We start from the raw sequence: 17,291 nt of genomic DNA, 5'->3' as shown, positions 1-17,291 counted from the left end.
CTGCTTCACGGGGCCGGGCGGGATTGTCAGTGGGGTGACATAGGGTCTTCGACGTGGAGCCCGACCTGTTCACCGCCGCAGCCGAAGACCGCCAGGAAAAGGACCCGTCCAGCAGTCCTCTGGCCGTCCGGATGCGCCCGCGCACCCTCGACGAAGTAGTCGGCCAGCAGCATCTGCTGAAGCCGGGCTCACCCCTGCGCCGCCTTGTGGGGGAGGGCGATCGAGCCCACGGCGGGTACAGCCCCGCCGGGCCTTCGTCGGTGATCCTCTGGGGCCCGCCGGGCATCGGCAAGACGACCCTCGCGTACGTCGTCTCCAAGGCGACGAACAAGCGTTTCGTGGAGCTCTCCGCGATCACCGCGGGCGTCAAGGAAGTGCGGGCCGTCATCGACGGCGCCCGCAGGGCGCTCGGCGGCCACGGCAAGGAGACCGTCCTCTTCCTCGACGAGATCCACCGCTTCAGCAAGGCCCAGCAGGACTCTCTCCTGCCGGCCGTCGAGAACCGCTGGGTCACGCTCATCGCGGCAACGACCGAGAACCCGTACTTCTCGATCATCTCGCCGCTCCTGTCCCGCTCCCTGCTCCTCACCCTCGAATCCCTCACGGACGACGACCTGCGCGCGCTGCTCCGGCGGGCGCTCACCGAGGAGCGCGGTCTCGCCGGCGCGGTCACGCTCCCCGATGAGGCCGAGGGCCACCTGCTGCGCATAGCGGGCGGCGACGCGCGCCGGGCCCTCACCGCCCTTGAGGCGGGCGCGGGTTCGGCCCTCGCCAAGCAGGAGAAGGAGATCACCCTCCAGACCCTGGAGGAGTCCGTCGACCGCGCCGCGGTCAAGTACGACCGGGACGGAGACCAGCACTACGACGTCGCGAGCGCCCTGATCAAGTCCATCCGCGGCTCTGACGTGGACGCCGCCCTGCACTATCTGGCCCGCATGATCGAGGCGGGTGAGGACCCCCGTTTCATCGCCCGCCGCCTGATGATCTCCGCGAGCGAGGACATCGGCCTCGCCGACCCGACGGCACTGCCCACGGCGGTCGCGGCAGCCCAGGCCGTCGCGATGATCGGCTTCCCCGAGGCGGCGCTCACCCTCAGCCACGCGACGATCGCCCTGGCCCTGGCCCCGAAGTCGAACTCCGCGACGACGGCGATCGGCGCCGCCATGGAAGACGTCCGCAAGGGCCTTACGGGCCCCGTCCCGCCCCATCTGCGCGACGGCCACTACAAGGGCGCGGCCAAGCTCGGCCACGCCCAGGGATACGTGTATCCGCACGACGTCCCCGGAGGCATCGCCGCCCAGCAGTACGCGCCGGACGCGATTGCCGGCCGGCGGTACTACGAGCCGACGCGGTACGGCGGCGAAGCCCGGTATGCGGACGTCGTGGAGCGGGTGCGGGAGCGGCTGCGCGGGGAAGGCGGGGGTTGAGCGTGTCCGGCGGGTGCGGGGGTTCTGTGGCCGGTCGCGCAGTTCCGCGCGCCCCTTCGGGCGCGTGACCCCGTTCCGCGGCACTCCTCGCCACCCTGTAAACTCTTACAAGCGCTGCGTCTCGCGTCCGGCCCCGGCCGGCACCACCAGAGCGGGACATGCAGCCGGAACCCCGACGCCGCAAGGCATGGGGATCCAGGAGCGTCGCGCACCGTCGATAGGTGTCGCGGGCAGCCCACCACCATCCCGGACTTCCGGGAAACGGTCGGTGGGCCACTCGCGTGCTGCACGTATGTGCCCAGACCAGGGAGCGGCTGCCTGCCCCGTCCGCAAGGACAAGGCGGGTTTCCCCGGCTGCGGATGCGACCTCCCTTAACCCTGGTGAAGCCGTATCCACACAGAACAATGAGGTGTTTGGTTCATGACGAACCAGTCCCGCCCCAAGGTCAAGAAGTCGCGTGCCCTCGGTATCGCGCTGACCCCGAAGGCCGTCAAGTACTTCGAGGCCCGCCCCTACCCGCCGGGCGAGCACGGCCGCGGCCGCAAGCAGAACTCGGACTACAAGGTCCGTCTGCTGGAGAAGCAGCGTCTGCGCGCGCAGTACGACGTGTCCGAGCGCCAGCTCGTCCGCGCCTACGAGCGTGCCGCCAAGACGCAGCTCAAGACCGGTGAGGCCCTGGTCATCGAGCTGGAGCGTCGTCTCGACGCCCTGGTTCTGCGTTCGGGCATCGCCCGCACGATCTACCAGGCCCGCCAGATGGTCGTTCACGGCCACATCGAGGTCAACGGTGGCAAGGTCGACAAGCCGTCGTACCGTGTCCGTCCCGACGACGTCGTCATGGTCCGCGAGCGCAGCCGCGAGAAGCCGCTGTTCCAGGTCGCGCGTGAGGGTGGCTTCGCCCCCGACGGCGAGATCCCGCGTTACCTCCAGGTCAACCTGAAGGCCCTGGCCTTCCGTCTGGACCGTGACCCGAACCGCAAGGAAATCCCCGTGATCTGCGACGAGCAGCTCGTCGTCGAGTACTACGCCCGCTGATCATCCGGCGGACGCAGCACTTCCTGCGTTTCAGCCCGCCGCCTCCCCGCCCTGCACGGTCGGGGAGGCGGCGGGTTCGCGCGTTTCCGGGGCCGGATGCGCGGCGCGCGGCCGCGGCACCACGGCCGGCCGCGGTGCGGTGTCCCGCCCGAGCGCCCGCTGAACCGCCTCCCCGGGCTCAAGGCGCGCCCCGGCCGCGACGAACGACTCGAACCGCGTGTCGCCGAGGATCGCCCGGGCGTCCGACGCGCACCGCTCGTGCGGCGCGTTGTAGTGCGCCGAGCCGAACAGCGGCAGCCCCACCGACGGCCAGATCCGGCCCGCCGCGCCCTGCAGCAGCGCCGCCTCGCCCGCGTCCCCCTCCGTCACCGTGACGAGCGCCAGCAGCTCGATCGTCAGGACCGTGCCCAGCAGGTCGTCGAAGGTGTCCGCGATGACGAGGCACTCGCGCAGCAGCTGCCGCGCCCGCACCAGATCGCCCTTGGTCCACTCCGCGTACGCGAGGACATACAGCGCGTACGCCAGGGTCCACCGCTCGCCGTGGTCCTCGCAGACCAGCCGCACGTCCTCGCACAGCTCGACCGCCGTGGCGAGATCTCCCCGGAACGCCACGGCCATCGCCAGCTCGACCTGGCCCATCAGCACGCTGCTGTTCAGCTCACCGATCTCCCGGTAGCCGGCGAGGGCCGTCCGCAGCAGTTCCTCGGCGCGCGGCAGATCGTCCGTGACCAGAGCCAGGCAGCCCCTGCGGTGCTCCGCGTACGCGACCGCCGTGGCGTCGCCGAGACGTTCCGCCTCGTCGCGGCACTCCTGGAGCGCAGCCAGCGCGGGCACCGTGTCGCCCTGGAGGATCGCCACATAGCCGAGCACCCACAGCGCCTTGAGCCGGGATCGGGCGCAGTCACCGTCCTCGCTCTCGGCGTCGAGCTCCACACTGCGCTCCAGCCAGTGCCGCCCCTCCGACAGACGGCCGCAGCCCGCCCAGAAGAACCACAACGTGCCCGCGAGGTACTGCCCCATATGCGTCTCGCCCGGCTCCGTCAGACAGAACTCCAGCGCGGCGCGCAGATTCGGCAGCTCCGCCCCGATCTGCGCCGCCACCTGCGCCTGCCGCGGCGAGAACCAGTCCAGCTCGCACCACGTGGCGAGGCCCATGTACCAGTCGCGGTGACGACGCCGCATCCGCGCGGTGTCGCCCGACACCTCCAGCCAGTCCGCGCCGTACGCCCTGACCGTGTCGAGCAGCCGGTAGCGCACCACGGAGTCCGCCTCCTCGCGGATCACCACGGACTGCGCGATCAGCTCGGAGAGCACATCGAGGACCGCTTCGGCGTGCAGACCGTCCCCGCTGCACATGTACTCCGCCGCGTCCAGGTCGAACCGCCCGGAGAACACCGAGAGCCGCGCCCACAGCAGCCGCTCCTGCGCCGTGCACAGCTCATGGCTCCAGCCGATCGCCGTCCGCAGCGTCTGATGCCGCGGCAGTGCCCCGCGCGTGCCGCCCGTCAGCAGCCTGAACCGGTCGTCGAGCCGGCCGAGCAGGTCCGCGGGCGACAGCGCCCGCAGCCGCCCCGCCGCCAGTTCCACCGCGAGCGGCAGGCAGTCGAGCCGCCGGCACACCTCGACGACGTCCGTCCGGTTCCCGTCGTCCAGGGCGAAGCCGGGCAGCAGCGCGGCGGCCCGGTCGACGAAGAGCTCCGTCGCGTCCGCCGTACCGAGCGGTGCCAGCGGGAAGACACGTTCCCCTGCGACGGACAGCGGCCTGCGCCCCACCGCGAGGATCCGCAGCCCCGGCGCCGCGCCGAGCAGTTCGGTGACGAGAGAGGCGCACACGTCGACGAGATGCTCGAACCCGTCGATGACCAGCAGGAGTTGACGCTGTCCGAGGTGGTCGAGAAGGACCTCGCGCTGCGGGCGGCTCGTGTGGTCGGTCAGTTCGAGGGCCGCGGCGAGCGCGTACTCGACCAGGTTCGGCTCGCGCACCGTGGCGAGGTCCACCCGCCGGACCGCGTCGCAGCCCAGATGTTCCGCGACCGGGGCCGCCGCTCTCGCGGCGAAGCGGGACTTGCCGACTCCGCCGGCACCGGTCACGGTGACCAGGCGGGCCGCATCAAGAGCCCGCGTGAGTTCCGCGAGTTCGTCGGTCCGGCCGACGAAGCGGTTGAGCTCGAGGGGGAGGTTGCCGGGCGGGGTGGAACCCTCGGGCCCGTCGGCTGGGCGCAGTTCGCGTCGCATGAGGTACGGAGCGTACTCATGCGTAAGCGCTCCGTACAATCGGTACGCGCAACTCCGCCCGCGGTGAGGGGTAATCCGGTACGGAGCGCGGACCCCGGCGCGATAGGCTCGGGAGACGACTTTTCGATGTTCAGGAAGCGGTGCTAAGTGTCCGGTGGAGAGGTGGCCGGGATCCTGGTGGCGGTCTTCTGGGCGATCCTGGTCTCCTTCCTCGCGGTGGCTCTGGCGAGGCTGGCCCAGACGCTCAGGGCGACCACCAAGCTCGTGGCGGATGTGACCGAGCAGGCGGTCCCGCTGCTTGCCGACGCCTCCGCTGCCGTGCGTTCCGCACAGACGCAGATCGACCGGGTCGACGCCATCGCGTCGGACGTCCAGGAGGTCACGTCGAACGCGTCGGCGCTGTCCTCCACCGTCGCCTCCACCTTCGGTGGCCCGCTCGTCAAGGTGGCCGCCTTCGGCTACGGCGTGCGCCGGGCGATCGGCCGCAAGTCCACGGGTGCCTCCGCAGCCGAAGCGCCCGCCAAGCCGTCCCGCCGCACCGTGATCGTGGGCCGCACGGTCCCGTCGCCGCGGCGCAGCAAGCAGGCCACCCGCAACAACCGGAATAAGAGGGACTGACGCAGCGATGTTCCGCCGCACGTTCTGGTTCACCGCGGGCGCAGCCGCCGGCGTATGGGCCACCACCAAGGTCAACCGCAAGCTGAAGAAGCTGACGCCGGAGAGCCTCGCCGCGCAGGCCGCGAACAAGGCGATCGAGGCCGGCCACCGCCTGAAGGACTTCGCCCTCGACGTCCGCGACGGCATGGCCGAGCGCGAGGCCGAACTCGACGACGCACTGGGCCTCAACGCCCCCGTGGACGCCGAACTCCCCGCGCAGCGCCGCTTCGCCGGCATCGAGAACCACGTGAAGAACAACCCCAAGTACCTCGAGAACACGACGTACTCGTACAACCGGAATGAGGACCACTGATGGAGTCGGCTGAAATCCGCCGCCGCTGGCTGAGCTTCTTCGAGGAGCGTGGCCACAAGGTCGTGCCCTCGGCGTCGCTCATCGCGGACGACCCGACTCTGCTGCTGGTCAACGCGGGCATGGTCCCGTTCAAGCCGTACTTCCTCGGCGAGGTCAAGCCGCCCGCCCCGCGCGCCACCTCCGTCCAGAAGTGCGTGCGCACGCCGGACATCGAAGAGGTCGGCAAGACGACCCGCCACGGCACGTTCTTCCAGATGTGCGGCAACTTCTCCTTCGGCGACTACTTCAAGGAAGGCGCCATCAAGTACGCCTGGGAGCTGCTCACCAGCTCCGTGGCAGACGGTGGCTACGGCCTCGACCCGGAGAAGCTCTGGATCACGGTCTACCTCGACGACGACGAGGCCGAGCGCATCTGGCACGAGGTCGTCGGCGTACCCAAGGACCGCATCCAGCGCCTGGGCAAGAAGGAAAACTTCTGGTCCATGGGCGTCCCCGGCCCCTGCGGCCCGTGCTCCGAGATCAACTACGACCGCGGCCCCGACTTCGGCGTCGAGGGCGGCCCGGCCGTCAACGACGAGCGGTACGTGGAGATCTGGAACCTGGTCTTCATGCAGTACGAGCGCGGCGCCGGCATCGGCAAGGAGGACTTCGAGATCCTCGGCGACCTGCCGTCGCAGAACATCGACACCGGTCTCGGACTCGAGCGTCTCGCCATGATCCTGCAGGGCGTACAGAACATGTACGAGACGGACACCCTGCGCGTCGTCATGGACAAGGCCACCGAACTCACCGGTGTCCGGTACGGCGAGAAGCACGACACCGACGTCTCGATGCGCGTCGTCTCCGACCACATCCGCACGTCCGTGATGCTCATCGGCGACGGCGTCACCCCCGGCAACGAGGGGCGTGGCTACGTCCTGCGCCGCATCATGCGCCGCGCCATCCGCAACATGCGCCTCATGGGCGCCACAGGTCCGGTCGTCAAGGAGCTCGCCGATGTCGTGATCGACACGATGGGCCAGCAGTACCCGGAGCTCATCACCGACCGCAAGCGCATCGAGACCGTGGCCCTCGCCGAAGAGGCCGCCTTCCTCAAGGCGCTCAAGGGCGGCACGAACATCCTCGACACCGCCGTCCTGGACACCAAGGCCGCGGGCGGCACGGTCCTCGCCGGCGACAAGGCGTTCCTGCTCCACGACACCTGGGGCTTCCCGATCGACCTCACCCTGGAGATGGCCGCCGAGCAGGGCCTGTCCGTGGACGAGGACGGCTTCCGGCGCCTGATGAAGGAGCAGCGGGAGCGCGCCAAGGCCGACGCCCAGGCCAAGAAGACCGGCCACGCCAACGTCGGCGTCTACCGCGAGATCGCGGACGCCGCCGGCGCCACCGACTTCATCGGCTACACGTCGACCGAGGGCGAGTCCACGATCGTCGGCCTGCTGGTCAACGGCGTCTCCTCCCCGGCCGCCTCCGAGGGCGACGAGGTCGAGGTCGTCCTCGACCGCACCCCGTTCTACGCCGAGGGCGGCGGCCAGATCGGCGACACCGGCCGCATCAAGCTGGACAACGGCGCGGTCATCGAGGTCCGCGACTGCCAGAAGCCCGTCCCGGGTGTCTACGTCCACAAGGGCGTCGTCCAGGTCGGCGAGGTCACCGTCGGCGCCCCGGCCCAGGCCGTCATCGACATCACGCGCCGCCGCTCCATCGCCCGCGCCCACTCCGCCACGCACCTCACGCACCAGGCGCTGCGCGACGCCCTCGGCCCGACGGCCGCCCAGGCCGGTTCCGAGAACCAGCCGGGCCGCTTCCGCTTCGACTTCGGCTCCCCGTCCGCCGTGCCCACGGCCGTGATGACGGACGTCGAGCAGAAGATCAACGAGGTGCTCTCCCGCGAGCTGGACGTCATGGCCGAGGTCATGAGCATCGACGACGCCAAGAAGCAGGGCGCCATCGCCGAGTTCGGCGAGAAGTACGGCGAGCGCGTCCGCGTCGTCACCATCGGCGACTTCTCCAAGGAGCTGTGCGGCGGCACGCACGTGCACAACACCGCCCAGCTCGGCCTGGTGAAGCTGCTCGGCGAGTCGTCCATCGGCTCGGGCGTCCGCCGCATCGAGGCCCTCGTGGGTGTCGACGCGTACAACTTCCTCGCCCGCGAGCACACGGTCGTCAACCAGCTGACCGAGCTGCTCAAGGGCCGCTCGGAGGAGCTGCCGGAGAAGGTCTCCACGATGCTCGGCAAGCTGAAGGACGCCGAGAAGGAGATCGAGAAGTTCCGCGCGGAGAAGGTCCTCCAGGCCGCCGCCGGTCTCGCCGCTGGCGCCACCGACGTACGCGGCATCGCGCTCGTCACCGGCCAGGTCCCGGACGGCACCGGCGCCGACGACCTGCGCAAGCTGGTCCTCGACGTGCGCGGCCGCATCCAGGGCGGACGCCCGGTCGTGGTGGCCCTGTTCACGACGGTCAACGGCAAGCCGCTGACGGTCATCGCCACGAACGAGGCCGCCCGTGAGCGCGGTCTGAAGGCCGGCGACCTGGTCCGCACGGCCGCCAAGACCCTCGGCGGCGGCGGTGGCGGCAAGCCGGACGTCGCCCAGGGTGGCGGCCAGAACCCGGCCGCCATCGGTGACGCCGTGGCCTCGGTCGAGCGACTCGTCGCGGAAACCGCCTGATGCGACGCGGCCGCCGGCTCGCGATCGACGTCGGGGACGCCCGGATCGGGGTCGCCTCGTGCGACCCCGACGGGATCCTCGCCACGCCGGTGGAGACCGTGCCGGGACGCGATGTCCCGGCCGCCCACCGGCGGCTCCGGCAACTCGTGGAGGAGTACGAGCCGATCGAGGTCGTCGTCGGACTCCCTCGCTCCCTCAAGGGCGGCGAGGGACCGGCCGCGGCCAAGGTCCGCGCGTTCACCCAGGAGCTGGCCGCCGGGATCGCCCCCGTCGGCGTGCGGCTCGTGGACGAGAGGATGACCACAGTGACGGCCAGTCAGGGGCTGCGCGCCTCGGGCGTGAAGTCCAAAAAGGGCCGGTCTGTCATCGACCAGGCGGCCGCCGTCATCATCCTCCAGCAGGCACTGGAGTCCGAACGGGCGTCAGGTAAAGCTCCGGGCGAGGGCGTCGAAGTGGTCATGTGATCGCGATACGGTAACGTTCCGCGCGATCGGCGGCGTTCGAACAGCTGCCGCACAGCATCAAGAGGCGGACCGGTTGCCCTGCCACCCAGAAGCGGCCGCCGCCTCGCGGCTTGTAGGGGATCGATGACTGAGTATGGCCGGGGCCCGGGCTCCGAACCGTGGCACCCCGAGGACCCGTTGTACGGGGACCAGGGGTGGGGGCAGCAGGCCGCCGACGGCCAGTCTGCCTACGGCGGCCAGGGGCAGCACCACCCTCAGCAGCCGCAACAGCATCCTCAGGCCCAGCAGCAGCCGCAGCAGTACGGCGGCGAGTGGGGCACCGGTCAGCACGACCAGTACGGCCAGCAGCAGTACGGGGGCGGCCAGCAGTACGGCGGTCAGCCGCAGGGTGGCGGTCAGCAGTACGGCGGTCAGCCGCAGGGTGGCGGCTGGGACACCGGTCAGCACGGCCATGTCCCGTACAACGCCGATCCGGTGGACCCGTACGGCGGTCAGCAGCAGCCTGTCGCGTACGGCGGTGAGCAGCCGGATCTCTACGGCACCCCCGATGCGTACCCGCCGCCGGAGCCGCCCGGCCGGCGCGGGGCCGCCCCGGAGCCGGAAACGAACTGGGACCCGGGCCCCGACCAGGGTGAACACGCGTTCTTCGCCGGTGGCGGCGATGACGACGACGATGACTACGACGACCCGCGTGACGGGGGCGGCCGGCGCAGCCGCGGCGGCAAGAAGCCGAAGAAGCCGAAGAAGCGGCGCAGCGGATGCGCCTGCCTGGTGCTCACCGTGATCTTCGCGGGCGGCGTCGGCGGTGTCGGCTATTTCGGGTATCAGTTCTATCAGGACCGTTTTGGATCGGCGCCGGATTACGCGGGGTCCGGAAATGGCGAATCCGTTTCCGTGGACATTCCCAAGGGTGCGGGCGGCTATGTCATCGGGCAGCGCCTGAAGGACGCGGGCGTCATCAAGAGCGTGGACGCCTTCGTTTCGGCGCAGGAGCAGAATCCGCGGGGCAAGTTCATTCAGGAGGGCGGATACAGGCTCGAAAAGGAAATGTCGGCCGCGAGTGCGCTCGAGTTGATGCTCAGCCCGAGCAGCCGGAACAACCTGATCATCGCCGAGGGGCGCCGTAACGCGTGGGTCTACGAGCAGATCGACACGCGGCTCGGCATCGCGAAGGGCACCACACAAAAGGTCGCGAAGAAGGACTACAAGAAGCTCGGACTGCCCTCCTGGGCCATGAACGAGCCGAATGTGAAGGACCCCCTGGAAGGGTTCCTCTACCCGTCCAGCTACGGCGTCGCCAAGGGCGGAAAGCCCGAGGCGGTCCTGAAGCAGATGGTGTCGCGGGCGACCGAGAAGTACGAGGCCTACGGCGTCGAGAAGAAGGCCAAGAGCCTTGGCCTCGACAGCCCGTGGCAGCTGATCACGGTGGCGAGCCTCGCGCAGGCCGAGGGCACGAGCCACGACGACTTCCGCAAGATGGCCGAGGTCGTCTACAACCGCCTCAAGCCCGGCAACGAGCAGACGAACGGAATGCTGGAGTTCGACTCCACATACAACTACGTCAAGAACCAGAGCAAGATCGACCTGAGTCTCACCGCGCTGCGCAAGTACGACAACCGCTACAACACGTACTACTACAAGGGCCTGCCGCCCGGGCCGATCGGAAACCCGGGTGAGGAAGCCCTGAAGGGCGCCGTCAACCCGACCAGCGACGGCTGGTACTACTTCATCTCGATGGACGGCAAGACCAGCGAGTTCACCAAGACGAACGAGGAACACCAGAAGCTGGTCGACAAGTGGAACGCGTCGAGGAAGAACTGATGTCAGCAATCAGAAGGGCGGCCGTACTCGGGTCGCCCATCGCGCACTCCCTGTCCCCGGTGCTGCACCGTGCCGCCTACGAGGAATTGGGCCTGACGGACTGGTCCTACGACCGCTTCGAGGTCGACGAGGTGGCCCTGCCCGACTTCCTGGCCGGGCTCGGGCCCGAGTGGGCGGGCCTCTCGCTGACCATGCCGCTGAAGCGCGCCGTGATCCCGCTGCTCGACACGATCAGTGACACGGCCGCCTCCGTCGAGGCCGTCAACACCGTCGTCCTCACCGAGGACGGGCACAAGGTCGGCGACAACACCGACATCCCCGGCATGGTCGCCGCCCTCGCCGAGCGCGGCATCGACAAGGTCGAGTCCGCCGCGATCCTGGGCGCGGGCGCCACCGCGTCCTCCGCGCTCGCCGCCCTGTCGCGGGTCTGCGCCGGCGAGATCGTCGCGTACGTCCGCAGCGACGCCCGCGCCGCCGAGATGCGGGAGTGGGGCGAGCGGCTCGACGTGGACGTCAAGATCGGGAAGTGGTCGGACGCGGCGCATGCCTTCACCGCGCCGCTGGTCGTCGCCACGACGCCCGCCGGGACCACGGACGCCCTCGCCGCCGAGGTCCCCGAACGGCCCGGCACCCTCTTCGACGTCCTCTACGACCCCTGGCCGACGCAGCTCGCGGCCCGCTGGTCCGGGTACGGCGGAGCCGTCGTCAGCGGGCTCGACCTGCTGGTGCACCAGGCCGTCCTCCAGGTCGAGCAGATGACGGGGCGCGCCCCGGCGCCGCTCGGCGCGATGCGCCGGGCGGGGGAGCGGGCGCTGGCCGGCTGACCCGGGCCGTGTCCGTCCGGCGTCCGTCTGATGGACCGGGGGCCGGGTCGGGTGCGCGGACGTGGGAGGATCGGGGGTGGCGGGCCAGGGCCGCGCACCCGGCCGCGCCATCGCAGTTCGAGGCGCGAGCAAGAGGAGCACCGTTGAGCAGGTTGCGCTGGCTGACCGCTGGGGAGTCCCACGGACCCGCACTTGTCGCGACGCTGGAGGGACTTCCCGCCGGCGTGCCGATCACCACGGACATGGTGGCGGACCACCTGGCCCGGCGGCGGCTCGGCTATGGACGCGGCGCGCGGATGAAGTTCGAGCGCGACGAGGTGACCTTCCTCGGCGGCGTGCGCCACGGCCTGACCATGGGTTCGCCGGTCGCGGTCATGGTGGGCAACACCGAGTGGCCCAAGTGGGAGCAGGTCATGTCGGCCGACCCGGTCGACCCCGAGATCCTCGCCGATCTGGCGCGCAACGCGCCGCTGACCCGGCCCCGCCCGGGTCACGCCGACCTCGCCGGCATGCAGAAGTACGGCTTCGACGAGGCCCGGCCGGTCCTGGAGCGGGCCTCCGCGCGTGAGACGGCGGCCCGCGTCGCCCTCGGCGCCGTCGCCCGCTCCTACCTCAAGGAGACGGCCGGCATCGAGATCGTCAGCCACGTCACCGAGCTGGCGAGCGCCAAGGCGCCCTACGGCGTCTACCCGACCCCGGCCGATGTCGACAAGCTCGACGCCGACCCGGTGCGCTGCCTGGATGCGGACGCGTCGAAGGCGATGGTCGCGGAGATCGACCAGGCCCACAAGGACGGCGACACCCTCGGCGGCGTCGTCGAGGTCCTCGCCTACGGCGTGCCGGTGGGCCTCGGCTCGCACGTGCACTGGGACCGGCGTCTTGACGCCCGGCTCGCGGGGGCCCTCATGGGTATCCAGGCCATCAAGGGCGTCGAGGTCGGCGACGGCTTCGAGCTCGCGCGCGTGCCCGGCTCCAAGGCGCACGACGAGATCGTGAGCACGGACGAAGGCATCAAGCGCACGTCGGGCCGCTCCGGCGGCACGGAGGGCGGGCTCTCCACCGGTGAGCTGCTGCGCGTGCGCGCCGCGATGAAGCCGATCGCGACGGTCCCGAAGGCGCTCGCCACCATCGACGTGGCGACGGGCGAGGCGACCAAGGCCCACCACCAGCGCTCCGACGTGTGCGCGGTCCCGGCCGCCGGCATCGTCGCCGAGGCCATGGTCGCGCTCGTGCTCGCCGATGCCGTCGCGGAGAAGTTCGGCGGCGACAGCGTCCCCGAGACCCGGCGCAACGTGCAGTCGTACCTCGACCACCTCCAGATCCGGTGACCGGCCCGCTGGTCGTACTCGTCGGCCCGATGGGCGTCGGCAAGTCCACGGTGGGCGAACTGCTCGCCGTGGCACTGGGCTGCGCCTTCCGGGACACCGACGCGGACATCGTGGCCGCCCAGGGCCGCACCGTCGCGGACATCTTCGTGGACGAGGGTGAGCCGCACTTCCGCGAACTGGAACGGCAGGCCGTGCGCGCGGCCGTCGCTGAGCACACCGGTGTGCTCGCGCTCGGCGGCGGAGCGGTCCTCGACGAGTCGACGCGCGCGCTGCTCGCCCCGTACCCCGTCGTCTATCTGTCGATGGACGTCGAGGAGGCGGTCAAGCGGACCGGTCTCAACACCGCGCGCCCGCTGCTCGCCGTCAACCCGCGCCGCCAGTGGCGCGAGCTGATGGAGGCCCGCCGCCACCTGTACACCGAAGTCGCCCGCGTCGTCGTACCCACCGACGACCGCACCCCCGAAGAGGTCGCCCGCGCGGTCCTCGACGCCCTGGAGTTGAAGGAAGCATGACCGAGCAGCAGGTGACCCGGATCCAGGTCGGCGGCACGGCGGGCACCGACCCGTACGAGGTCCTCGTCGGACGGCAGCTCCTGGGCGAACTCGGCAGTCTGATCGGCGAGTCCGCCCAGCGCGTCGCGATCATCCACCCGGAGGCGCTCGCCGAGACCGGTGAAGCGCTGCGCGGCGACCTCGCCGACCAGGGCTTCGAGGTCGTCGCCATCCAGGTGCCCAACGCCGAGGAGGCCAAGACGGCGGAGGTCGCCGCCTACTGCTGGAAGGCGCTCGGGCAGTCCGGCTTCACCCGCACCGACGTCGTCGTCGGCGTGGGCGGCGGCGCCACCACGGACCTCGCCGGGTTCGTGGCCGCGACGTGGCTGCGCGGGGTGCGCTGGATCGCCGTGCCGACCACCGTGCTCGGCATGGTGGACGCGGCCGTCGGCGGCAAGACCGGGATCAACACCGCCGAGGGCAAGAACCTCGTGGGGTCCTTCCACCCGCCGGCCGGAGTGCTCTGCGACCTCGCGGCCCTCGACTCGCTGCCGGTCAACGACTTCGTGTCCGGGCTCGCGGAGATCATCAAGGCCGGCTTCATCGCCGACCCGGCGATCCTCGACCTGATCGAGTCCGACCCCGAGGCGGCGCGCTCCCCGCAGGGCCCGCACACCGCCGAGCTCATCGAGCGCTCCATCAAGGTCAAGGCCGAGGTCGTCTCCGGCGACCTCAAGGAGTCGGGCCTGCGCGAGATCCTCAACTACGGGCACACCCTCGCGCACGCCATCGAGAAGAACGAGCGGTACAAGTGGCGGCACGGCGCCGCCGTCTCCGTCGGCATGCACTTCGCCGCCGAACTCGGCCGTCTCGCCGGGCGCCTGGACGACGCGACCGCCGACCGGCACCGCAGCGTCCTCGAGTCCGTCGGGCTGCCCCTGAGCTACCGCTACGACCAGTGGCCCAAGCTCCTGGAGAACATGAAGGTCGACAAGAAGTCCCGCGGCAACCTGCTGCGGTTCATCGTCCTCGACGGCCTCGCCAAGCCGACGGTCCTCGAAGGACCCGACCCGGCCGTGCTCCTCGCGGCGTACGGCGAAGTGGCCGAATAGCTCCCGTCTTCGGGCACTTCGCGACCTCCCCGGCCGTTCACACAACGGCGGCCGGGGAAGGTACCGTTCGGTAGCGCCTTGTTCGCCGGCGCCAGTTGCCTGTACGAGACGGAGTCGCACCGGATGCAGCACGGAGTGGGTTCGCCGCTGCCGCCGCCCCCTCAGCCGGGGCACGGACCGGCCGCCGGCTGGTCCCAGGCCGGGCATCACCCGGGCGCCCACCCGGGCCCCGGACCGGCGGGTCCGCCACCGCCTGCCCCCGGCTTCGCCGGCCCACCCGGCCCCTCGGGCCCGGCACCGCACGCACCAGCGCCGCACGCGCCGGCGCCCTCCCCGCACCAACCCGCGCCGCACCCTCAGGCCCCGCACACCCAGCCGCCGCAGGGTCGGCCCCCGCACCCGGGCGCCCCTCAGCAGTCCCCGCAGACCCCCTCACGGGACACCACGGGCCATGTGCAGCTCCCGCCCGGCGGCCCCGTCGCCATGCCGAGCCCGCCGCCCGCCGCGGGCACCGCCGACGCCACCGCCACGACGCTCGCCGTCCTGCTCATCGGCCCCGCCGGCGCGGGCAAGACGAGCGTCGCCAAGTACTGGGCGGACCAGCGCCGCGTCCCCACGGCTCACATCAGCCTCGACGACGTGCGCGAGTGGGTGCGCTCCGGATTCGCCGACCCGCAGTCGGGGTGGAACGACCACTCGGAGGCCCAGTACCGCCTCGCCCGCCGCACCTGCGGTTTCGCCGCGCGCAACTTCCTGGCCAACGGCATCTCCTGCATCCTCGACGACGCCGTCTTCCCCGACCGTCCGGTCGTGGGCCTCGGCGGCTGGAAGCGGCACGTGGGCCCCGGCCTGCTGCCCGTGGTGCTGCTCCCCGGCCTGGAGATCGTCCTCGAGCGCAACGCGGAGCGCAGCGGGAACCGCCGCCTCACGGACGAGGAAGTCGCCCGCATCCACGGCCGCATGGCCGGCTGGTACGGCTCGGGTCTGCCCATCATCGACAACTCCCAGCTGGACGTGCCGACCACGGCCCGCGTCCTCGACGACGTCCTCGCCCGCTCGATCGCGAGCCCGCCCCAGTGGTAGCGGGCCGCGCAGAGCACCCTGGAGCGGCCACCTCGCCGCCCGTCCGGACGCGCTGACCAGGCCGCGCACCTATATCACTCGTACGCTCGATTCATGTCAGAGGTGTACGCGGCCCGTAGGGACCGGCTGAGGGAGCGCGCTGCGGCGGGCGGCAGTGCCGCCGCCCTTGTCTCGCGCCCCGCCAACGTTCGCTATCTCGCGGGTGCGGCGCCCCACGGCGCCGTACTCCTGCTGGGCAAGGGCCCCGGCGCCGAAGGTGACGTCCTGATGTGCCGGGTGCCGCCCAGCGAACAGCCCGCCGACGGGCGGCCCGACGAGTCGCTGCGGATCCAGGTGCTCGATGCGCCCGGCGGGGACCCCGCCGTCGCCGCGGCCGACGTCGCGCTGACCCTCGGGGCGGATTCGCTCGCCGTCGAGGAGCACCATCTGACCGTGGCCAGGCACCGGGCGCTCGGCTCCGTGGCGCCCCGGCTGCGCCTCGGCGACCTGGGCAGCGCCGTGGAGCAGCTGCGGCTCGTCAAGGACGAGGACGAGATCTCCTGTCTGCGCATCGCCGCCGAGATCGCCGACCAGGCCCTCGGTGAACTGCTCGAATCGATCCTCGTCGGCCGCACCGAACGCCACCTCTCACTGGAGTTGGAGCGCCGCCTCGTCGACCACGGTGCCGACGGCCCCGCCTTCCCGACCTCGGTCGGCACCGGGCCGAACTCGGGCCGCGGCGCCCACCGCCCCACCGATCGCCGTGTGGAGGAGGGCGACTTCCTCTCGGTCTGCCTCGGCGCCGCCTACCGCGGCTACCGCTGCGAGATCGGCCGTACGTTCGTCATCGGAACCTCGCCCGCGGACTGGCAGATCGACCTGTACGACCTGGTCTTCGCAGCCCAGAAGGCCGGCCGGGAGAGCCTCGCACCCGGCGCCGAGTGCCGCGAGGTGGATCGCGCGGCACGCCACGTAGTGGACTCCGCGGGGTACGCGGACGGCCTCTCACAGCTCACCGGACACGGTGTCGGACTCGAAATCGACGAGGAGCCGCAGTTGGCCCCCGCGGCCATGGGTAAACTGGACCTTTGTGTGCCGGTCACCGTCGAACCGGGGGTCCACCTCCCGGGCCGGGGCGGTGTCCGGATCGATGACACGCTCGTCGTGCGCCCCGAGGCGGACGGCGGACCCGAGCTACTCACCATTACGACCAAGGAGCTGCTCGCGCTGTAAGGCGCGCGCGCCCGGGGTCGTCCATCGTCAGTCCAGGAGATTCCGCAACCGTGGCTTCCACGAACGACCTCAAGAACGGCCTGGTGCTCAAGCTCGACGGGGGCCAGCTCTGGTCCGTCGTCGAGTTCCAGCACGTCAAGCCCGGCAAGGGCCCTGCCTTTGTGCGCACCAAGCTCAAGAACGTGCTCTCCGGGAAGGTCGTCGACAAGACCTTCAACGCCGGCGTCAAGGTCGAGACGGCCACGATCGACAAGCGCGACATGCAGTTCTCCTACATGGACGGCGAGTACTTCGTCTTCATGGACATGGAGACCTACGACCAGCTCATGGTCGACCGCAAGGCCGTCGGTGACGCCGCCAACTTCCTGATCGAGGGCTTCACCGCCTCCGTCGCGCAGCACGAGGGCGAGGTGCTCTTCGTCGAGCTGCCGGCCGCCGTCGAGCTCGTCGTCCAGGAGACCGAGCCCGGTGTCCAGGGCGACCGTTCCACCGGTGGCACCAAGCCCGCCACGCTGGAGACCGGCCACCAGATCCAGGTGCCGCTCTTCATCACGACCGGCGAGAAGATCAAGGTCGACACCCGCACGAGCGACTACCTCGGCCGGGTGAACAGCTAACC

General features: G+C 70.9%; 15 protein-coding genes. 14 read left to right on the top strand and 1 reads right to left on the bottom strand.

Annotation, left to right across the window (positions count from 1 at the left end; genetic code table 11):
- Positions 1-53 precede the first annotated feature (53 nt).
- A complete protein-coding gene (locus ACY0PA_RS09605) occupies positions 54-1,427 on the top strand; it encodes a replication-associated recombination protein A (RefSeq protein ID WP_473084247.1) in 1,374 nt (457 codons plus the stop codon).
- A 421-nt stretch (positions 1,428-1,848) separates the two neighbouring features.
- On the top strand, positions 1,849-2,463 hold the full coding sequence (gene rpsD / locus ACY0PA_RS09600; protein WP_100597404.1) for a 30S ribosomal protein S4: 615 nt from the start codon (positions 1,849-1,851) through the stop codon (positions 2,461-2,463).
- 30 nt (positions 2,464-2,493) lie between these two features.
- On the opposite strand, the gene ACY0PA_RS09595 is transcribed toward rpsD, so the two are convergent.
- Positions 2,494-4,698 carry an ATP-binding protein gene (locus ACY0PA_RS09595; protein WP_473084246.1) on the bottom strand — a complete coding sequence of 735 codons (2,205 nt, stop codon included), beginning with the start codon at positions 4,696-4,698 and terminating at the stop codon, positions 2,494-2,496.
- Positions 4,699-4,845: 147 nt separating this feature from the next.
- On the opposite strand from ACY0PA_RS09595, the gene ACY0PA_RS09590 reads away from it, so the two are divergent.
- The 12 genes from ACY0PA_RS09590 (at position 4,846) to efp (ending at position 17,289) form a co-directional block, all read left to right on the top strand.
- Positions 4,846-5,316, top strand: coding sequence for a DUF948 domain-containing protein (locus ACY0PA_RS09590; protein WP_473084245.1), 471 nt, complete (start codon positions 4,846-4,848; stop codon positions 5,314-5,316).
- A 7-nt stretch (positions 5,317-5,323) separates the two neighbouring features.
- Positions 5,324-5,668, top strand: coding sequence for a DUF6167 family protein (locus ACY0PA_RS09585; protein WP_326776714.1), 345 nt, complete (start codon positions 5,324-5,326; stop codon positions 5,666-5,668).
- Positions 5,668-8,337, top strand: a complete 2,670-nt coding sequence (gene alaS, locus ACY0PA_RS09580) for an alanine--tRNA ligase (RefSeq protein ID WP_473084244.1) — start codon at positions 5,668-5,670, stop codon at positions 8,335-8,337. The genes ACY0PA_RS09585 and alaS overlap by 1 nt, the downstream gene beginning before the upstream one ends.
- Complete coding sequence (gene ruvX, locus ACY0PA_RS09575; RefSeq protein WP_473084243.1) at positions 8,337-8,801, top strand: Holliday junction resolvase RuvX; 465 nt, start codon at positions 8,337-8,339, stop codon at positions 8,799-8,801. Before alaS ends, ruvX begins: the two co-directional genes overlap by 1 nt.
- A 123-nt stretch (positions 8,802-8,924) precedes the next feature.
- Positions 8,925-10,622 carry an endolytic transglycosylase MltG gene (gene mltG, locus ACY0PA_RS09570; RefSeq protein WP_473084242.1) on the top strand — a complete coding sequence of 566 codons (1,698 nt, stop codon included), beginning with the start codon at positions 8,925-8,927 and terminating at the stop codon, positions 10,620-10,622.
- Positions 10,622-11,446: a shikimate dehydrogenase gene (locus ACY0PA_RS09565; protein WP_473084241.1), complete on the top strand. Its 825-nt coding sequence runs from the start codon at positions 10,622-10,624 to the stop codon at positions 11,444-11,446. The genes mltG and ACY0PA_RS09565 overlap by 1 nt, the downstream gene beginning before the upstream one ends.
- A 143-nt stretch (positions 11,447-11,589) precedes the next feature.
- Positions 11,590-12,774: a chorismate synthase gene (gene aroC / locus ACY0PA_RS09560; RefSeq protein WP_473084240.1), complete on the top strand. Its 1,185-nt coding sequence runs from the start codon at positions 11,590-11,592 to the stop codon at positions 12,772-12,774.
- Positions 12,771-13,286: a shikimate kinase gene (locus ACY0PA_RS09555; RefSeq protein WP_473084239.1), complete on the top strand. Its 516-nt coding sequence runs from the start codon at positions 12,771-12,773 to the stop codon at positions 13,284-13,286. Before aroC ends, ACY0PA_RS09555 begins: the two co-directional genes overlap by 4 nt.
- Complete coding sequence (gene aroB, locus ACY0PA_RS09550; protein ID WP_473084238.1) at positions 13,283-14,377, top strand: 3-dehydroquinate synthase; 1,095 nt, start codon at positions 13,283-13,285, stop codon at positions 14,375-14,377. Before ACY0PA_RS09555 ends, aroB begins: the two co-directional genes overlap by 4 nt.
- A 123-nt stretch (positions 14,378-14,500) precedes the next feature.
- Complete coding sequence (locus tag ACY0PA_RS09545; protein ID WP_473084237.1) at positions 14,501-15,460, top strand: AAA family ATPase; 960 nt, start codon at positions 14,501-14,503, stop codon at positions 15,458-15,460.
- Between the two features lie 93 nt (positions 15,461-15,553).
- A complete protein-coding gene (locus tag ACY0PA_RS09540) occupies positions 15,554-16,672 on the top strand; it encodes a M24 family metallopeptidase (RefSeq protein WP_473084236.1) in 1,119 nt (372 codons plus the stop codon).
- A 50-nt stretch (positions 16,673-16,722) separates the two neighbouring features.
- Positions 16,723-17,289, top strand: coding sequence for an elongation factor P (gene efp / locus ACY0PA_RS09535; RefSeq protein ID WP_127828530.1), 567 nt, complete (start codon positions 16,723-16,725; stop codon positions 17,287-17,289).
- Positions 17,290-17,291: the final 2 nt, after the last annotated feature.

Source organism: Streptomyces sp. DS1-CR2 (assembly GCF_055760475.1).
Note: the sequence above shows the minus strand (reverse complement) of the source record. Positions and strands in the feature narration are given on the sequence as shown.